At 71.6% G+C, this 16,930-nt stretch carries 11 protein-coding genes and 1 tRNA gene; 8 read left to right on the top strand and 4 right to left on the bottom strand.

From position 1 onward, the window contains the following. Nucleotides 1-39: 39 nt before the first annotated feature. Together nudC and DW297_RS04950 are read left to right on the top strand one after the other, a co-directional pair. The gene (nudC, locus tag DW297_RS04955) at nt 40-921 is read left to right on the top strand and encodes an NAD(+) diphosphatase (protein WP_136029967.1); all 882 of its coding nucleotides are present in this window, start codon (nt 40-42) and stop codon (nt 919-921) included. After that, entirely contained in the window at nt 918-2,639 is a 1,722-nt protein-coding gene (locus tag DW297_RS04950; protein WP_136029965.1) for an ATP-dependent helicase, read from the top strand. Before nudC ends, DW297_RS04950 begins: the two co-directional genes overlap by 4 nt. 822 nt (nt 2,640-3,461) lie before the next feature. On the opposite strand, the gene DW297_RS04945 is transcribed toward DW297_RS04950, so the two are convergent. Further along, nucleotides 3,462-4,895 (bottom strand): zinc-dependent metalloprotease, encoded by a 1,434-nt coding sequence (locus DW297_RS04945; protein WP_136029963.1) that lies wholly within the window; start codon nt 4,893-4,895, stop codon nt 3,462-3,464. A gap of 118 nt (nt 4,896-5,013) precedes the next feature. Here DW297_RS04945 and DW297_RS04940 point away from each other — a divergent pair, with 118 nt between their 5' ends. After that, complete coding sequence (locus tag DW297_RS04940; protein WP_136029961.1) at nt 5,014-6,105, top strand: YlbL family protein; 1,092 nt, start codon at nt 5,014-5,016, stop codon at nt 6,103-6,105. A gap of 81 nt (nt 6,106-6,186) precedes the next feature. Then, on the top strand, nt 6,187-9,108 hold the full coding sequence (locus DW297_RS04935) for a UPF0182 family membrane protein (RefSeq protein ID WP_136029959.1): 2,922 nt from the start codon (nt 6,187-6,189) through the stop codon (nt 9,106-9,108). Between the two features lie 146 nt (nt 9,109-9,254). Here DW297_RS04935 and DW297_RS04930 read toward each other — a convergent pair. Beyond that, nucleotides 9,255-9,328 (bottom strand) — tRNA-Met (locus DW297_RS04930). 80 nt (nt 9,329-9,408) lie between these two features. Here DW297_RS04930 and DW297_RS04925 point away from each other — a divergent pair. Continuing rightward, nucleotides 9,409-10,215, top strand: coding sequence for a carbon-nitrogen hydrolase family protein (locus DW297_RS04925; RefSeq protein WP_136029957.1), 807 nt, complete (start codon nt 9,409-9,411; stop codon nt 10,213-10,215). A gap of 9 nt (nt 10,216-10,224) precedes the next feature. Here the strand turns inward: DW297_RS04925 and DW297_RS04920 are convergent, their stop codons facing one another. After that, on the bottom strand, nt 10,225-11,421 hold the full coding sequence (locus DW297_RS04920; protein ID WP_136029955.1) for an aminotransferase class I/II-fold pyridoxal phosphate-dependent enzyme: 1,197 nt from the start codon (nt 11,419-11,421) through the stop codon (nt 10,225-10,227). 97 nt (nt 11,422-11,518) lie between these two features. Between DW297_RS04920 and DW297_RS04915 the strand changes: the two genes are divergently transcribed. The 3 genes from DW297_RS04915 to DW297_RS04905 are packed head-to-tail and all read left to right on the top strand — an operon-like array spanning nt 11,519 to nt 15,798. Continuing rightward, complete coding sequence (locus DW297_RS04915) at nt 11,519-13,060, top strand: S1C family serine protease (protein WP_136029952.1); 1,542 nt, start codon at nt 11,519-11,521, stop codon at nt 13,058-13,060. 51 nt (nt 13,061-13,111) lie between these two features. Continuing rightward, a complete protein-coding gene (locus tag DW297_RS04910; protein ID WP_136029950.1) occupies nt 13,112-14,365 on the top strand; it encodes a CDP-glycerol glycerophosphotransferase family protein in 1,254 nt (417 codons plus the stop codon). Continuing rightward, entirely contained in the window at nt 14,362-15,798 is a 1,437-nt protein-coding gene (locus tag DW297_RS04905; protein ID WP_136029948.1) for a CDP-glycerol glycerophosphotransferase family protein, read from the top strand. Before DW297_RS04910 ends, DW297_RS04905 begins: the two co-directional genes overlap by 4 nt. Nucleotides 15,799-15,810: 12 nt before the next feature. Here DW297_RS04905 and DW297_RS04900 read toward each other — a convergent pair whose 3' ends face one another. Beyond that, the gene (locus DW297_RS04900; RefSeq protein WP_136030000.1) at nt 15,811-16,836 is read right to left on the bottom strand and encodes a glycosyltransferase family 2 protein; all 1,026 of its coding nucleotides are present in this window, start codon (nt 16,834-16,836) and stop codon (nt 15,811-15,813) included. Nucleotides 16,837-16,930 lie beyond the last annotated feature (94 nt).

The following is a 16,930-nucleotide window of genomic DNA, read 5'->3' as shown; positions in this document are numbered from 1 at the left end:
GCGGTCCCGCCTCCGCCACGCCCGTGAAAGGGGGAGTCGATGAGCATTCCGCGTCCGTTCTTCGACCGCGCAGCGGAGCTCCGTGAGGAGCCCGGCGTGATCGACCGTCTGCGCAGCGAGGCCGAGACCGGGGTGATCGTCGTGCGCGAGGGCCGCGTGCGCGTGGTCGACTCAACGCTCGTCCGCGTCGCGCCCGACGCCGTGGGGGAGGCGACCTGGGCGCTGCTCGGCCGCGACGCCGACGGCGCGGTGCTGCTCCTGGCCGCCGCGCCGCCGGAGACCGACGCCCTCGACGCCGCTCCGGACGAGATCTGGCTCGGGCTGCGCGACCTGGGGGGCCGCATCGACGCCGGGGAGTCGGAGGTGCTGGTGGGAGCCGTCGCGCTCGCCGGCTGGTTGCGCGACGCGCCGTTCTGCCCGACCTGCGGCGGCGGTACCGAGCTGCGTCAGGCCGGCTGGTCGCGCCGCTGCCTGGTGTGCGGGCGCGAGCACTTCCCCCGGACGGATCCCGCGGTGATCGTCGCGGTCGAGAGCGCCGACGGTGAACGGCTGCTGCTCGGGGCGAACGCCAACTGGGGCGGCCGCATGTACTCGTGCTTCGCGGGCTTCACGGAGGCGGGCGAGTCGCTCGAGTCCACGGTGCACCGGGAGATCGAGGAGGAGTCGGGGGTGCGTCTCTCCGACGTGCGGTACGTCTCCTCGCAGGCGTGGCCGTTCCCCCGCTCGCTCATGGTCGGATTCCGGGCCGTCGTCGAGGACGAGGCGGCCGCCCGCGCGGACGGCGAGGAGATCATCGACGTGCGCTGGTTCACGCGCGACGAGATCGGTTCCGCGCTCGCGGGGGAGGGGCCGGTCGGTCTCCCCGGCCCCGCGTCGATCGCGCGCGCCCTGATCGTGCAGTGGTACGAGGAGCGCGCGTGAGCGCACTCGACGCCCTGGACGAGCGGCAGCGGGCAGCGGCCTCCGTCCTGCGGGGCCCCGTCGCCGTGCTCGCGGGGGCCGGGACGGGCAAGACCCGTGTGATCACGCACCGCATCGCCCACGGCGTCGACACCGGCGCGTACTCGCCGTCCCGCGTGATGGCGGTGACGTTCACGGCGAAGGCGGCCGGCGAGCTGCGCGGACGCCTTCGTGCCCTGGGCGTGGAGGGCGTCGCTGCTCGCACGTTCCATGCGGCGGCGCTCGCGCAGTTGAACTTCTTCTGGCCCACGCTGGCTGGCTCGCCCGCGCCGTCGATCATCGACAACAAGGTGCGCATGCTCGGGCAGGCGGCCGACGCGCTGCGCCTGCGACCGAGCACGGCGACCCTGCGCGACATCGCCTCCGAGATCGAGTGGCGCAAGGTGTCGATGCTGTCGATCGACCGGTACGCGGAGCTCGGCCGACCCATCAGCGGGATCGACGCGGGACAGCTCGTCGAGCTGATGCGCGGCTACGAGGCGCTGAAGGACGAGCGGCATCAGCTCGACTTCGAGGATGTGCTCCTCGCGTGCGCCGGGATGCTCGAGGCGGAGCCGCGGGTCGCGGCCTCGGTGCACGAGCAGTACCGCCACTTCACGGTCGACGAGTTCCAGGACGTCTCCCCGTTGCAGAACCGACTGCTCGAGCTGTGGCTGGGCGACCGCCGCGATATCTGCGTGGTGGGCGACGCAAGCCAGACGATCTACTCCTTCGCGGGCGCCGAGCAGCGGTTCCTGCTCGAGTTCGAGCGCCGCCACCCGGATGCCACGGTCGTGCGACTGGAGACCAACTACCGGTCGCAGGAGCCCATCCTGACGGCGGCCAATGCGTTGATGCGGGGTCGACCCGGCGCACTCGAGCTCGTCCCGGCCCGCGAGCAGTTCACTGCGGACGCCCCGACCGTCACGGCGTACGACTCGGAGTCCGACGAGGCGGCGGGCATCGCGGCCGGTGTCGCTGCCCGGATCGCGGCCGGGGCCTCGCCCGCCGAGATCGCGGTGCTGTACCGCGCCCACGCCCAGTCGGCCGTGCTGCAGCAGGCGCTCGCCGCGGAGGGTATCGCCACCTCGGTGCTCGGCGGCACCCGGTTCTTCGCGATGCCGGAGGTGCGGCAGGCGATCCTCGCACTGCGGGCCGCGGCCGTGGCCCCGACCGAGCATGGCTTCCTGCCCGGTGTCCGCCGCGTGCTGAAGGAGCTGGGTCTGACGGAGGAGCCGCCCGCCGCGGGTGGTGCGCAGCGCGACGGCTGGGAGGCGCGCCGGGCGATCCTGCGCCTGGCGGAGGAGGCGGGACCCGACGAGACGCTGCGGTCGTTCAGTGACGCGCTGATGGCGCGGGCGAAGGACCAGCACGAGCCGACGCTGCGCACCGTGACCCTGTCCACGCTGCACGCGGCGAAGGGCCTCGAGTGGCCGCACGTGTACCTCGCGGGCTGGGCGGAGGGCGCGCTGCCGATCTCCTACGCCACGACGTTCGAGGCGATCGACGAGGAGAGGCGGCTGGCGTATGTGGGCGTCACGCGGGCCGCGCGAACGCTGGAGATCTCCTGGTCGCGATCGGCAGGTCGAGGGGAGCGGGCACCGTCGCGGTTCCTGGCCGAGATGGGGACGACGGCTCGCGGCACAGGCATTCTGCGCGAAACGACACCGAACGCCACACGCGCCGCCCGTCGGCGCTGACCCGCACGAGCCGGGCGGGGTCGGACGAGGCGAGCAGGACGGCCGTGAGTCGAGCGGCTTCGCCGACTCGCGACGCGGGGATGCGCCCGGGGTCGCGCCCGATCAACTGACTGTGCACGAGGGGCCACGCGGGGTCGCGCTCGGTGTCCTCGATGTCGCGGCAGCTGAGACACGGCGTCTCGCCAGGAATCACCAGCGGGCCCACGGTCACGCGTCCCGGCTCGAAGGCCAGGGGCAGGTGCGGGCGGTCCTCGCGCAGGTGCACGGCGAACTGCACGGCCGCTGCCGCTCCCGGTACCAGCACGACCGCGACGGCATCCGCCTGATCCGGAGCGCCCGCCGGAACGCCTTCGTCGGCCAGGGCCTCCCGCAGTCGTCCTTCGGCCCGCGGATCCGTGAGACCGAGGCTGCTGGTCCAGGCGGCCCGGAGGGGGGAGGGGTCGTCGGTGAGTGCGGGGTCGACGAGGGCGAGCAGACGGCGGGCGTCGTCCCAGGGGGCGCCCGCCGCATGGGCGATCACGTCGAACGCGCTGCGCCGGAATCCGCGGCGCATACGGCTGAGGAGCGGCTCCACCCAGGACTGCTCCGCGGGAAGGCGGAGGGTCCCGTCGTCGCCGAGTTGCAGCGTGGTGGCGTCGCGCCACAGCAGCGGTCGCGCCGGGTCGAGGCGGGTGAGGGTGGGCGGGGTGAGTGGCATCCGTCCGATTCTCGTGCGGACCGTCCGTGCGCGGAGAGCACGCGTGCGCATCGGTGGACAACTCGGGCGGGTGCCCGCGCTCGGGGAGGAGGAGTGCCGCGACGGTCGCGCCACGGCGGTCGGGCTCAGACCGGGCGGTCGCCCTCCGGTGCCGCATCGCCGTCCTGATCGCGGTCGTCGCGCTCCTCCGTGCCGTCGGCGGAGGTCGAGTCGCGCCCCTCCTCCTCGCCGGAGAAGTCGTCGCCGTCGAGCAGACGGGCGAGCGCCTCATCGAACTCGTCGGCCACGGGCTGCTCGCCGCGCTCGGCGGCCTGGAGCCGCGCGATGAGAGCCGTGGGGTCGTCGATGTCCTCGGCGCTCGGCATGAGGTCGGGGTAGTCCCACAGGGAGTCGCGCGCGGCCACGCCGACCGCGTCGGTCACGGCCTGCCACATCGCCGAGGCCTCCCTCATCCGCCGGGGGCGGAGCTTCAGCCCGACCAGGGCGCCGAGGGCGTCCTCCGCCGGGCCGCCGACCGCGCGGCGACGTCGCGCGGCCTCCGCGATCCGCGCGCCGTCCGGCAGTCGAGAGGTCGCCTGCGCGGTGACCACGTCGACCCATCCGTCGATCGTCGCGATGAGGTTCTCCAGCCGCGCGAGCGCCTCGCGCTGGGCCTCGGTCTGGGTGGGCAGCAGCGCGCCGCCCTCGATCGCGGCGCGCAGCTCCTCCGGGTCGGAGGGGTCGAGCCGGCTCGCCACGTCCTCCAGGGCGTCGACGTCCACCGTCACGCCGCGGGCGAAGTCGGTGATCTGCGCCATCACGTGCAGGTGCAGCCACTTGGCGTGCCGGTACAGCCGGGCGTACGCCAGCTCCCTCGTCGCGAGGTACAGCGCGATCTGGTCCTCCGGGATCTCCAGGCCCTCGCCGAACGCGGTCAGGTTCTGCGGGATCACGGCCGCGGTGCCGGCGGGGAGCACCGGGATCCCCACGTCACCGCCCGAAACGACCTCGAGCGACAGGTTGCCCAGCACCTGACCGAACTGCGCGGCGAACACCGAGCCGCCGAGTCCGCGCATCAGCCGCCCCGCGCCCTGCACCACGCCGCGCATCTCCTCCGGCACCTGCGTGTCCAGGGCCGAGGTCAGCGCGTCGGCGATGCTGGTCGACACGGGGCCGGCGATTTCCTTCCACACCGGCAACGTCTTCTCGACCCACTCGCCGCGGGTCATGGCGGTGGGCGCCTCGGCGAGCTCGGAGATCGTGGTCGCCTCGCCGAGCCAGAGGGTGGCGAGCGCGAAGGAGTCCGCGATCGAGGTGCGCGAGCCGTCGGAGATGCCCTGGCCCTCGCGGTTGGCGATGTGCAGCGCCTGCCGCAGGGCGTTCTCCCACGGGTCGCCGCCGAACGCCCCCTGGAGCTGCGCCATGATCGTCTGCATCATCGCGGGGTCGAGCGTGAACCCGTCCATGCCCTGGAAGGCGTCCCGCAGCGCTTCCGGGTCGATGTCGCCGCCGCCCTGATTCGAGAGCATCCGGCGCAGGAACTCCTGGAAGTCCTCCGGGTTCGGGTCGTTGTCTGCCATGTCGCTCGCCCTCTCAGCACGTCTGTAGCCGTGGCATCTACGCTAGTCACAGGTTTCAGTGCGTGACCCCGGTGCGGGCAGATCGCTGTACGCCGCTCGCGAACGACGGAGGAATGCTGTGGAACGACCGCGCGCAGGAAAGCTCGGACTCGGTGTCTGGGCGCTGATCGTCGCGCTCGCCGCCCTGGCGGTGCTCACCTTCCTGCCGTCGCCGTACGTGATCCAGCGTCCCGGTCCCGTGTACGACACCCTCGGCACCGCCAAGAACGCCGACGGCGAGCAGGTGCCGCTGATCAGCGTGGAGGGTGCGGAGACGTACGAGACGGGTGGCACGCTCGACCTCACGACGGTGCAGGTGGTCGGCAACCGCGAGCGCACGCCCAGCTGGTTCGAGCTCGCGCTGGCCTGGCTCGACTCCTCGCGGGCGGTCGTCCCGCTCGACTCCGTGTTCCCGGAGGGGGTGACCACGGAGCAGCGCGACGAGCGCAACGCGACGCTCATGGTCGACTCGCAGCATGAGGCCACGGCTGCAGCGCTCAACGAGCTCGGCTACGACACCGGCGCGCAGGTGGTCGTCGTGGACGCGGTCGAGGACTCGCCGGCCAACGGACTGCTGGAACCCGACGATGTGATCACCGCGGTCGACGGCACGCCCGTCACCTCGGCCACCCGGTTGCGCGAGGCGATCCAGGATGCGGGTGGCGACCCCGTCGCCCTCACCGTGCAGCGCGATGGCGCGGAGCAGGTGGTGGAGGTGACGCCCGAGAAGCACGAGGAGGGCGGGACCACGACCTGGCTGGTCGGCATCACCCTGCGCACCGACTACGACTTCGAGATCGACGTGACCATCCAGCTCGACAACGTGGGCGGCCCGAGCGCCGGCATGATGTTCGCGCTGGGCATCATCGACACGCTCACGCCCGGCGAGCTCAACGGCGGCAAGGACGTCGCGGGAACGGGCACGATCGACGCGGAGGGCGACGTCGGCCCCATCGGCGGCATCCGGCAGAAGCTCTACGGTGCGCGCGACGCGGGTGCCGACTACTTCCTGGCTCCGGCGTCGAACTGCGACGAGGTGGTCGGGCACGTGCCCGATGGCCTGCAGGTGATCCGGACGGCGACGCTGGAGGAGTCGCTGGCGGCGTTGGACGTCATCGCGGACGGCGGGGACACGAGCGGACTCCCGACGTGCGAGATCCCGGCCACCTGAGCCGGGTGGCCTTCCGCGCCGTGACGTCGCCGTGACCGGCGTGACAGCCTGCGCACAGCCGCCCGTGCCTAGGATGGAGGGGTGACCTCGACCTCAGCCCCGAACCCGGCCACGCCACGAACCTCTCGACGAATCCTCGGCATCTCGCTGGTGATCATCGCCGCGCTGATCGCGGCGTTCTTCGTCTTCGCTTCGCTCTACACCGAATTCCTCTGGTTCGACCAGGTCGGGTTCACCGGCGTGCTGACCACGCAGTGGATCGCGACGGCGGTGATGTTCGTCGTCGGCTTCCTCGGCATGGCGGTCCCGCTGTTCGTCGTCATCCAGCTGGCCTACCGTCTGCGCCCGGTCTACGTGCGTCTGAGCTCGCAGCTCGACCGCTATCAGGAGGTCATCGAGCCGCTGCGCCGCCTGGCCATGTGGGGCATGCCCATCTTCTTCGGACTGTTCGCGGGCTTCGCGGCGGCGGGCAACTGGAAGACGGTGTGGCTCTGGGCGAACGGTGTCGCCACCGACACGGTCGACCCGCAGTTCGGCGTCGACACGGGCTTCTACATGTTCGCGATGCCGTTCTACTCGATCCTGCTCGCGTTCGTGTCGGCCGTGCTGCTGCTGTGCTTGCTGGTCACCGCGCTCGTGTCGTACCTGTACGGCTCCGTGCGCATCGGCCAGGGCGAGCTGCGCATCTCCAAGCCGGCGCGCATCCAGCTCGCCGTGATCGCCGGTCTCTATCTCCTGGTGCAGGCCGCGAGCCTCTGGCTCGACCGCTTCAAGACCCTCGTCACGCCGGACGACCGCATCACGGGTGCCGCGTACACCGGTGTGAACGCGACGATCCCCGGCCTGGCGATCCTCGCGATCATCGCCGCCGTGGTCGCGATCCTCTTCTTCGTCACGGCCGTCATCGGGCGCTGGCGGTTCCCGCTCGCCGCGACGGCGCTGCTCATCGTGGCCTCGCTGGTCGTGGGCGTCGGCTACCCCTGGGTGGTCACCACCTTCCAGGTGAAGCCGAACCAGAACGCGTACCAGGCGGAGTACTACCAGCGGAACATCGACGGCACGAAGGAGGCCTACGGGGTCGCGAACCTCGAGACCACCGCCTTCGAGGCCGAGACCGATGCGGCGGCCGGCCAGCTGCGGGCCGACGCCGAGACCACGGCGTCGATCCGCATCATGGACCCGAAGGTCATCCCGCCGACCGTGCGTCAGCTCGAGCAGTACCGCGGCTACTACCAGTTCCAGACCACGATGGACGTCGACCGCTATGAGATCGACGGCGTCATGCAGGACACGGTGGTCTCGGTGCGCGACCTCGACATGTCGGGCCTCGGCGACGGCGACAACTGGAACAACCGCGTCGCGGTCTACACCCACGGTTACGGCCTCGTGGCCGCGGCGGGCAACCAGCGCACGAGCGACGGTGAGCCGGTGTTCCTCGAGCGCGGCATCCCGAGCTCGGGCTTCCTGACCGACCGCGAGAACTTCGAGCCGCGCGTCTACTTCGGCGAGAACTCCCCGGAGTACTCCATCGTCGGCGCCCCGGAGGGCTCCGAGCCGGCGGAGATCGATTACCCGCGCGGCAAGGACGGCTCGAGCGAGACGAAGACGACCTTCGACGGCGACGGCGGTCCGAAGATCGGCGACACGTTCACGAAGCTGCTCTACGCGCTGAAGTTCCAGTCGGAGCAGATCCTGTTCTCGAACCTGGTGAACGACGAGTCGCAGATCCTGTACGACCGCGACCCGAAGACGCGCGTGCAGAAGGTCGCTCCGTACCTCGAGCTCGACAGCGACCCGTACCCGAGCGTCGTGGACGGTCGCATCGTCTGGATCGTGGACGGCTACACCACCAGCTCCACGTACCCGTACTCGACGAGCGTGAGCCTGTCCGACGCGATCGCCGACTCGAACGTCACCTCGCCCTCGCTCGCGATCGACGACATCAACTACATCCGCAACTCGGTCAAGGCCACCGTCGACGCCTACGACGGCTCGGTCACGCTCTACGCGTGGGACGAGGAGGACCCGGTGCTGCAGACGTGGCAGAAGGTGTACCCGTCGACGCTCAAGCCGATCAGCGACATGTCGGGCGAGCTCATGAGCCACGTGCGCTACCCGACCGACCTGTTCAAGGTGCAGCGCGACATCCTCGGCATCTACCACGTCGACAAGGCCGGCTCGTTCGCGCAGCAGGACAACCGCTGGCAGACGCCGAACGACCCGCGCAGCGAGGCGATGCTGCAGCCGCCGTACTACCTGACGATGCAGATGCCCGGTCAGGACCAGCCCCGGTTCTCGATGTTCTCGACCTTCATCCCGGCGTCGCAGGGCGCGGGAGGCAGCCGAGACGTGCTGATGGGCTACCTCGCGGTGGACTCGGACGCCGGGTCGGAGAAGGGCGTGAAGGCCGACGGGTACGGGCAGTTGCGCATGCTCGAGATCGACACCGACACCACGGTGCCCGGCCCCGGTCAGGTGCAGAACACCTACAACTCGGACACCGCCGTGGTGCCCCAACTGAACCTCCTCCAGCAGGGGGAGTCCGAGGTGATCTACGGCAACCTGCTCACGCTGCCCGTCGGCGGCGGTCTGCTCTACGTGCAGCCGGTGTACGTGCAGTCGTCGGAGGGCACGCAGCTGCCGCGTCTGCAGAAGGTGCTGGTCGCGTTCGGCGACCGGGTCGCTTTCGAGAACACGCTCACCGAGGCGCTCGACACGCTGTTCGGCGGGGACTCCGGCGCCACCGGCGGTGATGACGAGGTCGAGCCGACGGATCCGGGCACCGATCCGGGCACGACGGATCCGGACACGGGGGAGACCCCGACCGAGCCGACCGCGCCGACGGACGCCCAGGCCGACGCGCTGGCTGCCGCGCAGCAGGCCCTGCTCGACCGGCAGGCCGCGCTGGCCGAGGGTGACCTCGAGAAGTTCGGTGAGGCCGACAAGCGCCTCACGGCGGCCGTCGAGAAGCTCCTGGAGCTGGAGGGCGCCGCGGGGCAGTGATCCTGCGAGGCTGAGACGAATGGGCGTCCCTGCGGGGGCGCCCATTCGCGTATCCGCCGGACGGACAGAGGGCGGGCGGGGCCAGCGCGCGCAGGGAAAGGCGAAGGCCCCTGATCGGATTTCTCCTGATCAGGGGCCTTCTCTTGTTGCGGGGACAGGATTTGAACCTGCGACCTCCGGGTTATGAGCCCGGCGAGCTACCGAACTGCTCCACCCCGCGGCACAAGAAGTAACTTATCACGGATTCCGAGGGTCGTCGAATCGAGCGCGGGAGTCCCGGGGGTGCGAGAGGATGGGGCCATGTCCGAGACCGCCGTCGCCGTCGCCGTGTGCCAGTTCGCCCCGACCGCCTCCCGCGAGGACAACCGCGACACGATCGCGGCGCTCACCGCCGAGGCGGCGGCGCGTGGCGCGAAGCTCGTCGTGTTCCCCGAGTACGCGAGCTACTTCGTCGACCCGCTCGACGAGAGTCTCGCCACGCACGCGGAGACACTCGACGGCGACTTTGTGTCCACGCTCACCGCTCTCGCGGGGGAGTACGCGGTCGTGATCGTCGCCGGGCTCGTGGAGCGGGCGTCCACCGAGGGGCACGTGCGCAACGCCGTCGTGGCCGTGGACGGGAGCGGCGTGCTCGCGGTCTACCGGAAGCAGCACCTGTACGACGCCTTCGGTCAGACCGAGTCCGACTGGATCGAGGCCGGCGAGCTGACGGAGCCCGCGGTGTTCGAGGTCGCTGGGCTGCGCTTCGGGCTGCTCACCTGTTACGACCTCCGGTTCCCCGAGGTCGCCCGGCTCCTGGCGGTCGCGGGCGTCGACGCACTGGTCGTCCCGGCGGAGTGGGTGCGCGGTCCGCTCAAGGAGCATCACTGGACGACGCTGCTCGCGGCACGCGCGATCGAGAACACGGTCTATGCGGTGGCGGCCGATCACCCGGCACCGATCGGAGTCGGGCATTCGCAGATCGTGGATCCGCAGGGGGTCGTCCTGGCCGGAGTGGGCAGCGCGCCCGGCATGGCGGTCGGCGTGATGGAGCGCTCGGCCGTCGAGCGGGTGCGGCAGGTGAACCCGGCGCTGCGCCTGCGCCGCTACGACGTCGTGCCGCGCTGAGGACCCGCGTCAGGCGGAGGCGAGGCGGCGGGCGGCCTCCTCGAGCACCTCGGTGCGTTTGCAGGCGGCGAAACGCACGAGTCCGGCGTAGTCGGCCCGATGCTCGGCCGACACGAAGGCCGTGAGAGGAATCGCGACGACGCCCGCCCGCTCCGGGAGGGTGCGGCAGAACGCCGCGGCATCCGACCCGCCGAGTGCGCTGGCGTCGGCCACCGTGAAGTAGCCGCCCCGGGGCGCGTGCACCACGAAGCCCGCGGCGCGCAGGCCGTCCCCGAGGATCTCGTGCTTGTGGGCCAGCGTGGTGGTGGCGTCGCGGAAGAACGCGTCGTCGAGGCGGAGTCCCCGTGCCACAGCCGGCTGGAACGGTGAGCCGTTCACATACGTGAGGTATTGCTTCACGGTCAGGACGGCGGTGATGAGCGCCGCAGGTCCGTGCACCCAGCCGATCTTCCATCCCGTGGCCGAGAAGGTCTTGCCCGCGGACGAGATGGTCAGCGTGCGCTCGGCCGCGCCGGGCAGGGTCGCGATCGGCGTGTGCGGGCCGTCGAAGGTCAGATGCTCGTACACCTCGTCGGTGACGATGACGGCGTCGTGGAGCTCAGCCAGCCGGACGATCTCGGCCAGCACCGCGGGGCCGAACACCGCTCCGGTCGGATTGTGGGGGTCGTTGACGAGGATGAGGCGCGTGCGGTCGGTGACGGTCGCGGCGAGCTGTGCGAGATCGGGCTGGAAGTCCGGCGCGCGCAGGGGGACGGTCCGCAGCCGGGCCCCGGCCAGGGCGACCGCTGCGGCGTAGGAGTCGTAGTACGGCTCGAACACCACGACCTCGTCGTCGGGGCCGTCGATCAGTGCCAAGAGCGTCGCGGTGAGCGCCTCGGTCGCGCCGGCTGTGACGATGACCTCGGTGTCCGGGTCGACCTCGAGACCGTAGAACCGCCGCTGGTGCTCGGAGATCGCGGTGAGCAGGTCGGGGACGCCTCGTCCCGGCGGGTACTGATTGGCGCCGGAGGCGATCGCTGCCCTCGCTGCCTCGAGCACCTCCGCCGGCCCGTCCTCGTCGGGGAAGCCCTGGCCGAGGTTGATCGCGCCGGTTCTGGCCGCCGCGGCGGACATCTCTGCGAAGATGGTGGGCGCGACGGTCCCGTCTGCGGACAGCAGGCCCGCACCGGCCGCCGTGCGCTGCCATGCGCCGGGTATGACACTCATGAAGAACAGGCTAAGGCCATAGCCGAAACTCACGCTCGACATACGAAACGCACAGGCACACGCGCCATCCTGAAGGGGCGTCGAAGGAGCAGACACCATGAACGAAGACAACCCCCAGGACCACACCGCACCCGCGTCGAGCGATGCCGTGCCCACCCCGCCCGTCCCGCCGATCCCGTCCGGCGACGGCCACTCGACCGCCGCCGGCCCGACCGCACCGAACGCGAACCACACGTCGGGGCCCGCGCCCGCGCAGGGACACGAGGTGCCGTCGACGTTCGCGTCGCACGCCCCGGTCGCCCCGATCGTCGCGCCGGTTCCGCACGGCCTCGCCGCGCCGGGCTCGACCCCGAACGCTCCGGGCGCCGCATTCGGCGTCCCCGCCACCGCGCCCTCCGGCGCCCACGCGCCGTCCGACGGCAACGCCCCCGCGGCGACGAAGGAGAAGTCCCGCGGAGGAACGCGCATCGCCGCGTTCGTCGTGGCGGCCGCCCTCGTGGGAGGTGTCGCCGGGTTCGGCGGCGGTGCGCTTCTCACGGGCTTGCAGGATCGCCCGTCGTCCGGCACCGCGCAGGGCCCGCAGACCGTCACCGTGAACAACCCCGGATCGGTCAACGAGACCACGGCCGTCGCCACCGCCGCCCTCCCCTCCGTCGTCACGATCGAGGTCGCGGGATCGCAGGAGGCCGGCAGCGGCTCCGGCGTGATCATCAGCAAGGACGGCTACGTGCTCACCAACACGCACGTCGTGACGCTCGGCGGTGCCGTGGCCGACCCGACCATCCGGGTGACCGCATCGGACGGCCGCATCTACGACGCCACGGTCGTGGGCACCGACCCGATCTACGACCTCGCGGTCATCAAGCTCACCGACGCGAAGGACCTCACCCCGATCGAGTTCGCCGACTCGTCGAAGCTCAACGTCGGAGACACCGCGGTCGCGCTCGGCGCCCCGCTCGGCCTGGCGAACTCGGTCACGACCGGTATCGTGAGCGCGCTGAACCGCAGCATCCAGATCGCCTCGTCGGCGCTGCCGGACTCCTCGTCCGAGGATGCGCCGGAGCAGCAGTCGCCACAGGAGGGCCAGGGCCCGTTCCAGTTCGACATCCCGGGCAGCGGCGGCCAGCAGATGACGGACTCCATCTCGGTGGCCGTGATCCAGACGGACGCCGCGATCAACCACGGCAACTCCGGCGGTGCGCTCGTCAACAGCAAGGGCGAGCTGATCGGGATCAACGTCGCGATCGCCAGCTCGGGCAACTCCGAGGACTCGGGATCGATCGGCATCGGCTTCGCGATCCCCTCGAACATCGCCAAGCGCGTGTCCGAGGAGATCATCGCCGACGGTGCCGCCACGCACGGGCTGCTCGGCGCCTCGGTCCGCGACGCCTCGGGTGTTGAGGGAGCCACGGTGTCCGGGGCGTACATCGCCGACGTCACGCCCGGGGGCGCCGCGGCGGACGCCGGTCTGAAGGCCGATGACGTGGTCACCGAGTTCAACGGCGTCCCCATCACGGGCGCAACCGACCTCACCGCGCAGGTGCGCGCGGCGGCTGCGGGCAGCAAAGCCACCGTCACCTACGTGCGCGGCGGCAAGGAGTACGACGTCGACCTGACGCTCGGGACGCTCGCCGGCTGAGGCACCCTGCTCCGGACGGAGGGACGCCACCTCGCGCGATAGGCTCGCGGGGTGGCGTCCTTCTCTTTCGGCACCGGCAATGCGGCCAAGCTGCTCCGCATCCCGCTGTACGCCCTCGGACGCCTCGGCACACTGCTCGTCCCCCGGGGCCGGCGCTGGGTCTTCGGCTGCGGCGCCGGGATCGGCGACGGAGCTCTTGCGCTCCAGCGTCACGCCGCCGCTCTCGGTCACGACACGCTCTGGCTCACGGCCGACGACCGCGAGGCGCGCGACGCCGCTGCGCTGGGCATCCGCACCGTTCCCCGCTCGGGGCTGCGCGGCTGGTGGGCGACCGCGCGGGCCGGAGTCGTCGTGGTCACGCACGGACTCGGTGATGTGAACCGGTACGCGAACGGCGGTGCGTTCGTGGTGCAGCTGTGGCACGGCATCCCGCTCAAGCGCATCGGGCTCGACTCGCCCGCGACGACACAGGTTCCGCCGGTTCCGGGTGCCCCGCTGCTGCGGCGCCTCATCGGGGTGCTCTACCGCGCAACGGCGCAGCGCATCCGTGTGCTGCCCGCGGCGTCCGACCGGGCCCGCGGGCGCCTGGAGTCGGCATTCGGACTGGGCGACGACCGGGTCGTGGTGACCGGCGAGCCGCGGGTGGACGTGCTCTCGGCCGGCACCGAGACGGAACGCCGCGCGGCGGCGCGCGCCGTGCTGGCCGGTGCCGCGGGGGAGTTGCCGCCCGCCGCTCGGGTGCTGCTGTATGCGCCGACGTGGCGTGACGGCGCTCCCGATCCGTCCGTCCCGACCGCTCAGGAGTGGATCGAGGTCGTGCGGCTGCTGGAGCGCCACGATGCTGTGCTCCTGGTGCGGTCGCACCCCCTGGGCGCCGGCTCCTACGCGCCGCCCCTGCCGACCGCCAGGGTCCGGATGCTGCCGAGCGCGGTGCTCCCCGATGTAACACCGGCTCTCGCCGCGGTCGACGTGCTGGTCACGGACTACTCGTCGCTGGCGTACGACGTCGGACTGCTGCGCATGCCGGTCGCGTTCCTGGCGCCCGACGCGGAGGAGTACGCCCGCACCCGCGGCTTCTATGGACGCTACGCGGATGTCGCCACGACCGGTGCGGCCGAGGGATGGCAGGCGCTGCTGTCAGAGCTCGACGCGCTCCTGGGGGATCCCGCCGCCTTCGCCGATGCCGCGACGCGGTCCGCTACGCTCAGCGCGGAGATGCACGCGTTCCGCGACGGGGAGAACACCCGTCGCGTCTACCGGGCGATCCGCTCGCGGGGTGTGCCCGCGCCGAAGGGAGCAGCATGACGACGGCCCGCATCGATGTCGAGGCGGAGGCGCTGATCATCGCCGGGCCCGGCCAGCGACCCGGTATCGCCGAGCTCGCAGGACCGCGGGCACGGGTGTCCGCCCGCCTGACCGGTGGCGGCAAGACGTGGAAGGCGACGTTCCCGCTGCAGGCGTCGCGGTGGGGCGGGCCCGAGCTGCCGCTGCCGTCGGGCGAGTACGCGCTGTCGATCGAGGGCGTGGATGTGACGGAACTCCGCATCGCTCCCGTCGTGCTGCGTGGCGTGCGGATCGCGGTCGACGGCGCCACGGTGCGCATCGCGGCGCCGATCGATCCGGTGTACGACACCCCGGAGGGGCGATCGACGCTCGAGGAGCGCTACGTGTCGCAGGCCGGCGGCACCGAGAACGCGGTGTTCTTCGAGAGCTTCTACGGCCGCAGCGTCGGCTGCAACCCGCGGGCCATCGACCGCGAGCTCGCGCAGCGGGCGCCGGAGGTGCGGCGCTACTGGAGCGTGGTCGATCTGTCGGTCGCCGTGCCCGATGGTGCGATCGCGGTGGTGGAGGGCAGCCCGGAGTGGTGGCGTGCCCGCGGTGCCGCACGTCTGCTGATAGTGAACGACTGGCTGCGCCGACGGTTCGCGCGCAAGCCGGGACAGAAGGTGCTGCAGACGTGGCACGGCACCCCGCTCAAGCGGCTCGCCCTGCACCGCCCCGGCTTCGACCCGCGCCGCATGGCGGCCGTGGTGAAGGAATCGCGGCGGTGGGACGTGCTGCTGGCGCAGAACACCTACGCCGAGCGCATCCTCCGCAAGGCCTACGCGTTCTTCGGTCGTCCGATCTGGGTCGACGGCTACCCCCGCAACGACGCGCTGATCACGGGCGACCCTGCGGCGGTGCGTGCGGCGCTCGGCATCGGCGACGAGGAGCGCGTGCTGCTGTACGCGCCCACCTGGCGTGACGACCGCGCGGAGATGGTCGACTTCGTCGACCCCGAGCTCCTCGCCCGTCAGGCGAACGCGGTGGTGCTCGTCCGCGGGCACTCCCGCACGCTCGAGCAGGGGAGGGACAGGGCAGGGGCCCGTGTGATCGATGTCACGGGCTACCCGGAGACATCCCAGTTGCTGCTCGCCGCCGACGCCCTCGTCACCGACTACTCGTCGGTGATGTTCGACTTCAGCGTGACCGGCAAGCCGCTCTACTTCCTGGTCCCCGACCTCGACCACTACCGCGGGCAGCTGCGCGGGTTCTACTTCGACCTCGCCGAGCGGGCTCCCGGTCCGCTGGTGCGCACGCAGGACGAGCTGGTGGCGGCGCTCGACGATCCCGAGCACGAGCAGAGGTACGCGGAGCGCTATGCGGCGTGGCGTCGGCAGTTCAACACGCGCGACGACGGGCACGCGGCGCGACGGGTCGTTGACCGCATCCTCGACCTGGGGTTCGTGACCCGCTGATCACCCCCTAGGTCAGGGCAGCGGCGTGTTGCGGCTGCCCAGGCGCGAGGCGTCCACCGTGTCTCTGGCACCGCGCAGCACGCCGGTCAGGAACCCGAGCCCCCAGGACAGGTGCATGGTGGGCAGCACCGCGAGAGTCCACAGCCGTTGCCGCAGGTCTCCGCCGCCGCGCGCACAGGCGACGGCCACCACGAGCAGGACGTACAGGACGATCGGCCCGTAGACGAGCACGGACGCCAGGATCGACGCCACCCCGCCGAGCACGCCCGTGAGCTGCAGCACGCCGACGACCACCGCCAGCACCACGAGCAGCACGAGGGCGGGCGGCGCGAAGTAGCGGAGGCCGTTGCTGCGGCCGAACCGCCGGACGAGCTCCCCACGCCACGCCCCGGTCGCCCGGAACTGTCGCGCCAGGCGCAGCCAGTTCTCGCGCGGCCAGTAGGTGACGGACAGCTCCGGGTCGAACCAGACCGCGTGGCCCGCCTGCCGGATGCGCAGGTTGAGCTCCCAGTCCTCGCCGCGGCGGATGGTCTCGTCGAACAGGCCGACCTCGTCGAGCACCGCGCGGCGCATCACCCCGAGGTAGGCCGACTCGGCCTCGCCCTCGGTGCGGCCTCCGTGGTACGCGCCTCCGCCGAGTCCGACGGGGGAGTTGTAGAGCCGGGCGACGGCCTTCTGGAACGGCGTGCGGCCCTCCGCGTGCATGACGCCGCCCACGTTCGCCGCTCCCGTGCGTGCGAGCGTCTGCAGGGCGTGGGCCGCGTAGCCGGGGGCGAGTTCGGAGTGCGCGTCGACCCGGACGATCGTGGGGTAGCGGCTTGCGCGGATGGCGGCGTTGAGTCCGACCGGGATGTGGGCGGCGGGGTTCTCGACGAGCCGGATGCGATCGTCGGCGGCGGCCAGACCGCGTGCCAGCTCGGTCGTGCCGTCGGAGGAGGGCCCGAGAGCGAGGACCAGCTCGGTCGGACCCCCGACCTCCTGCGCGAGGACGGACTCGACCGCGTGCCGAAGGTAGGCGCGCTCGTTGAGCACCGGCATCACGAACGACACTCCGGTCGCGGGGTCGGTCGTCTTCTCTGGGGGCACACGTCGATCATGTCACGGCGGCTCCCTCGCTGGCTGAGGGCTGTCC

The organism is Microbacterium sp. PF5 (genome assembly GCF_004794315.1).
GTDB lineage: Bacteria > Actinomycetota > Actinomycetes > Actinomycetales > Microbacteriaceae > Microbacterium > Microbacterium sufflavum.
Note: the sequence above shows the minus strand (reverse complement) of the source record. Positions and strands in the feature narration are given on the sequence as shown.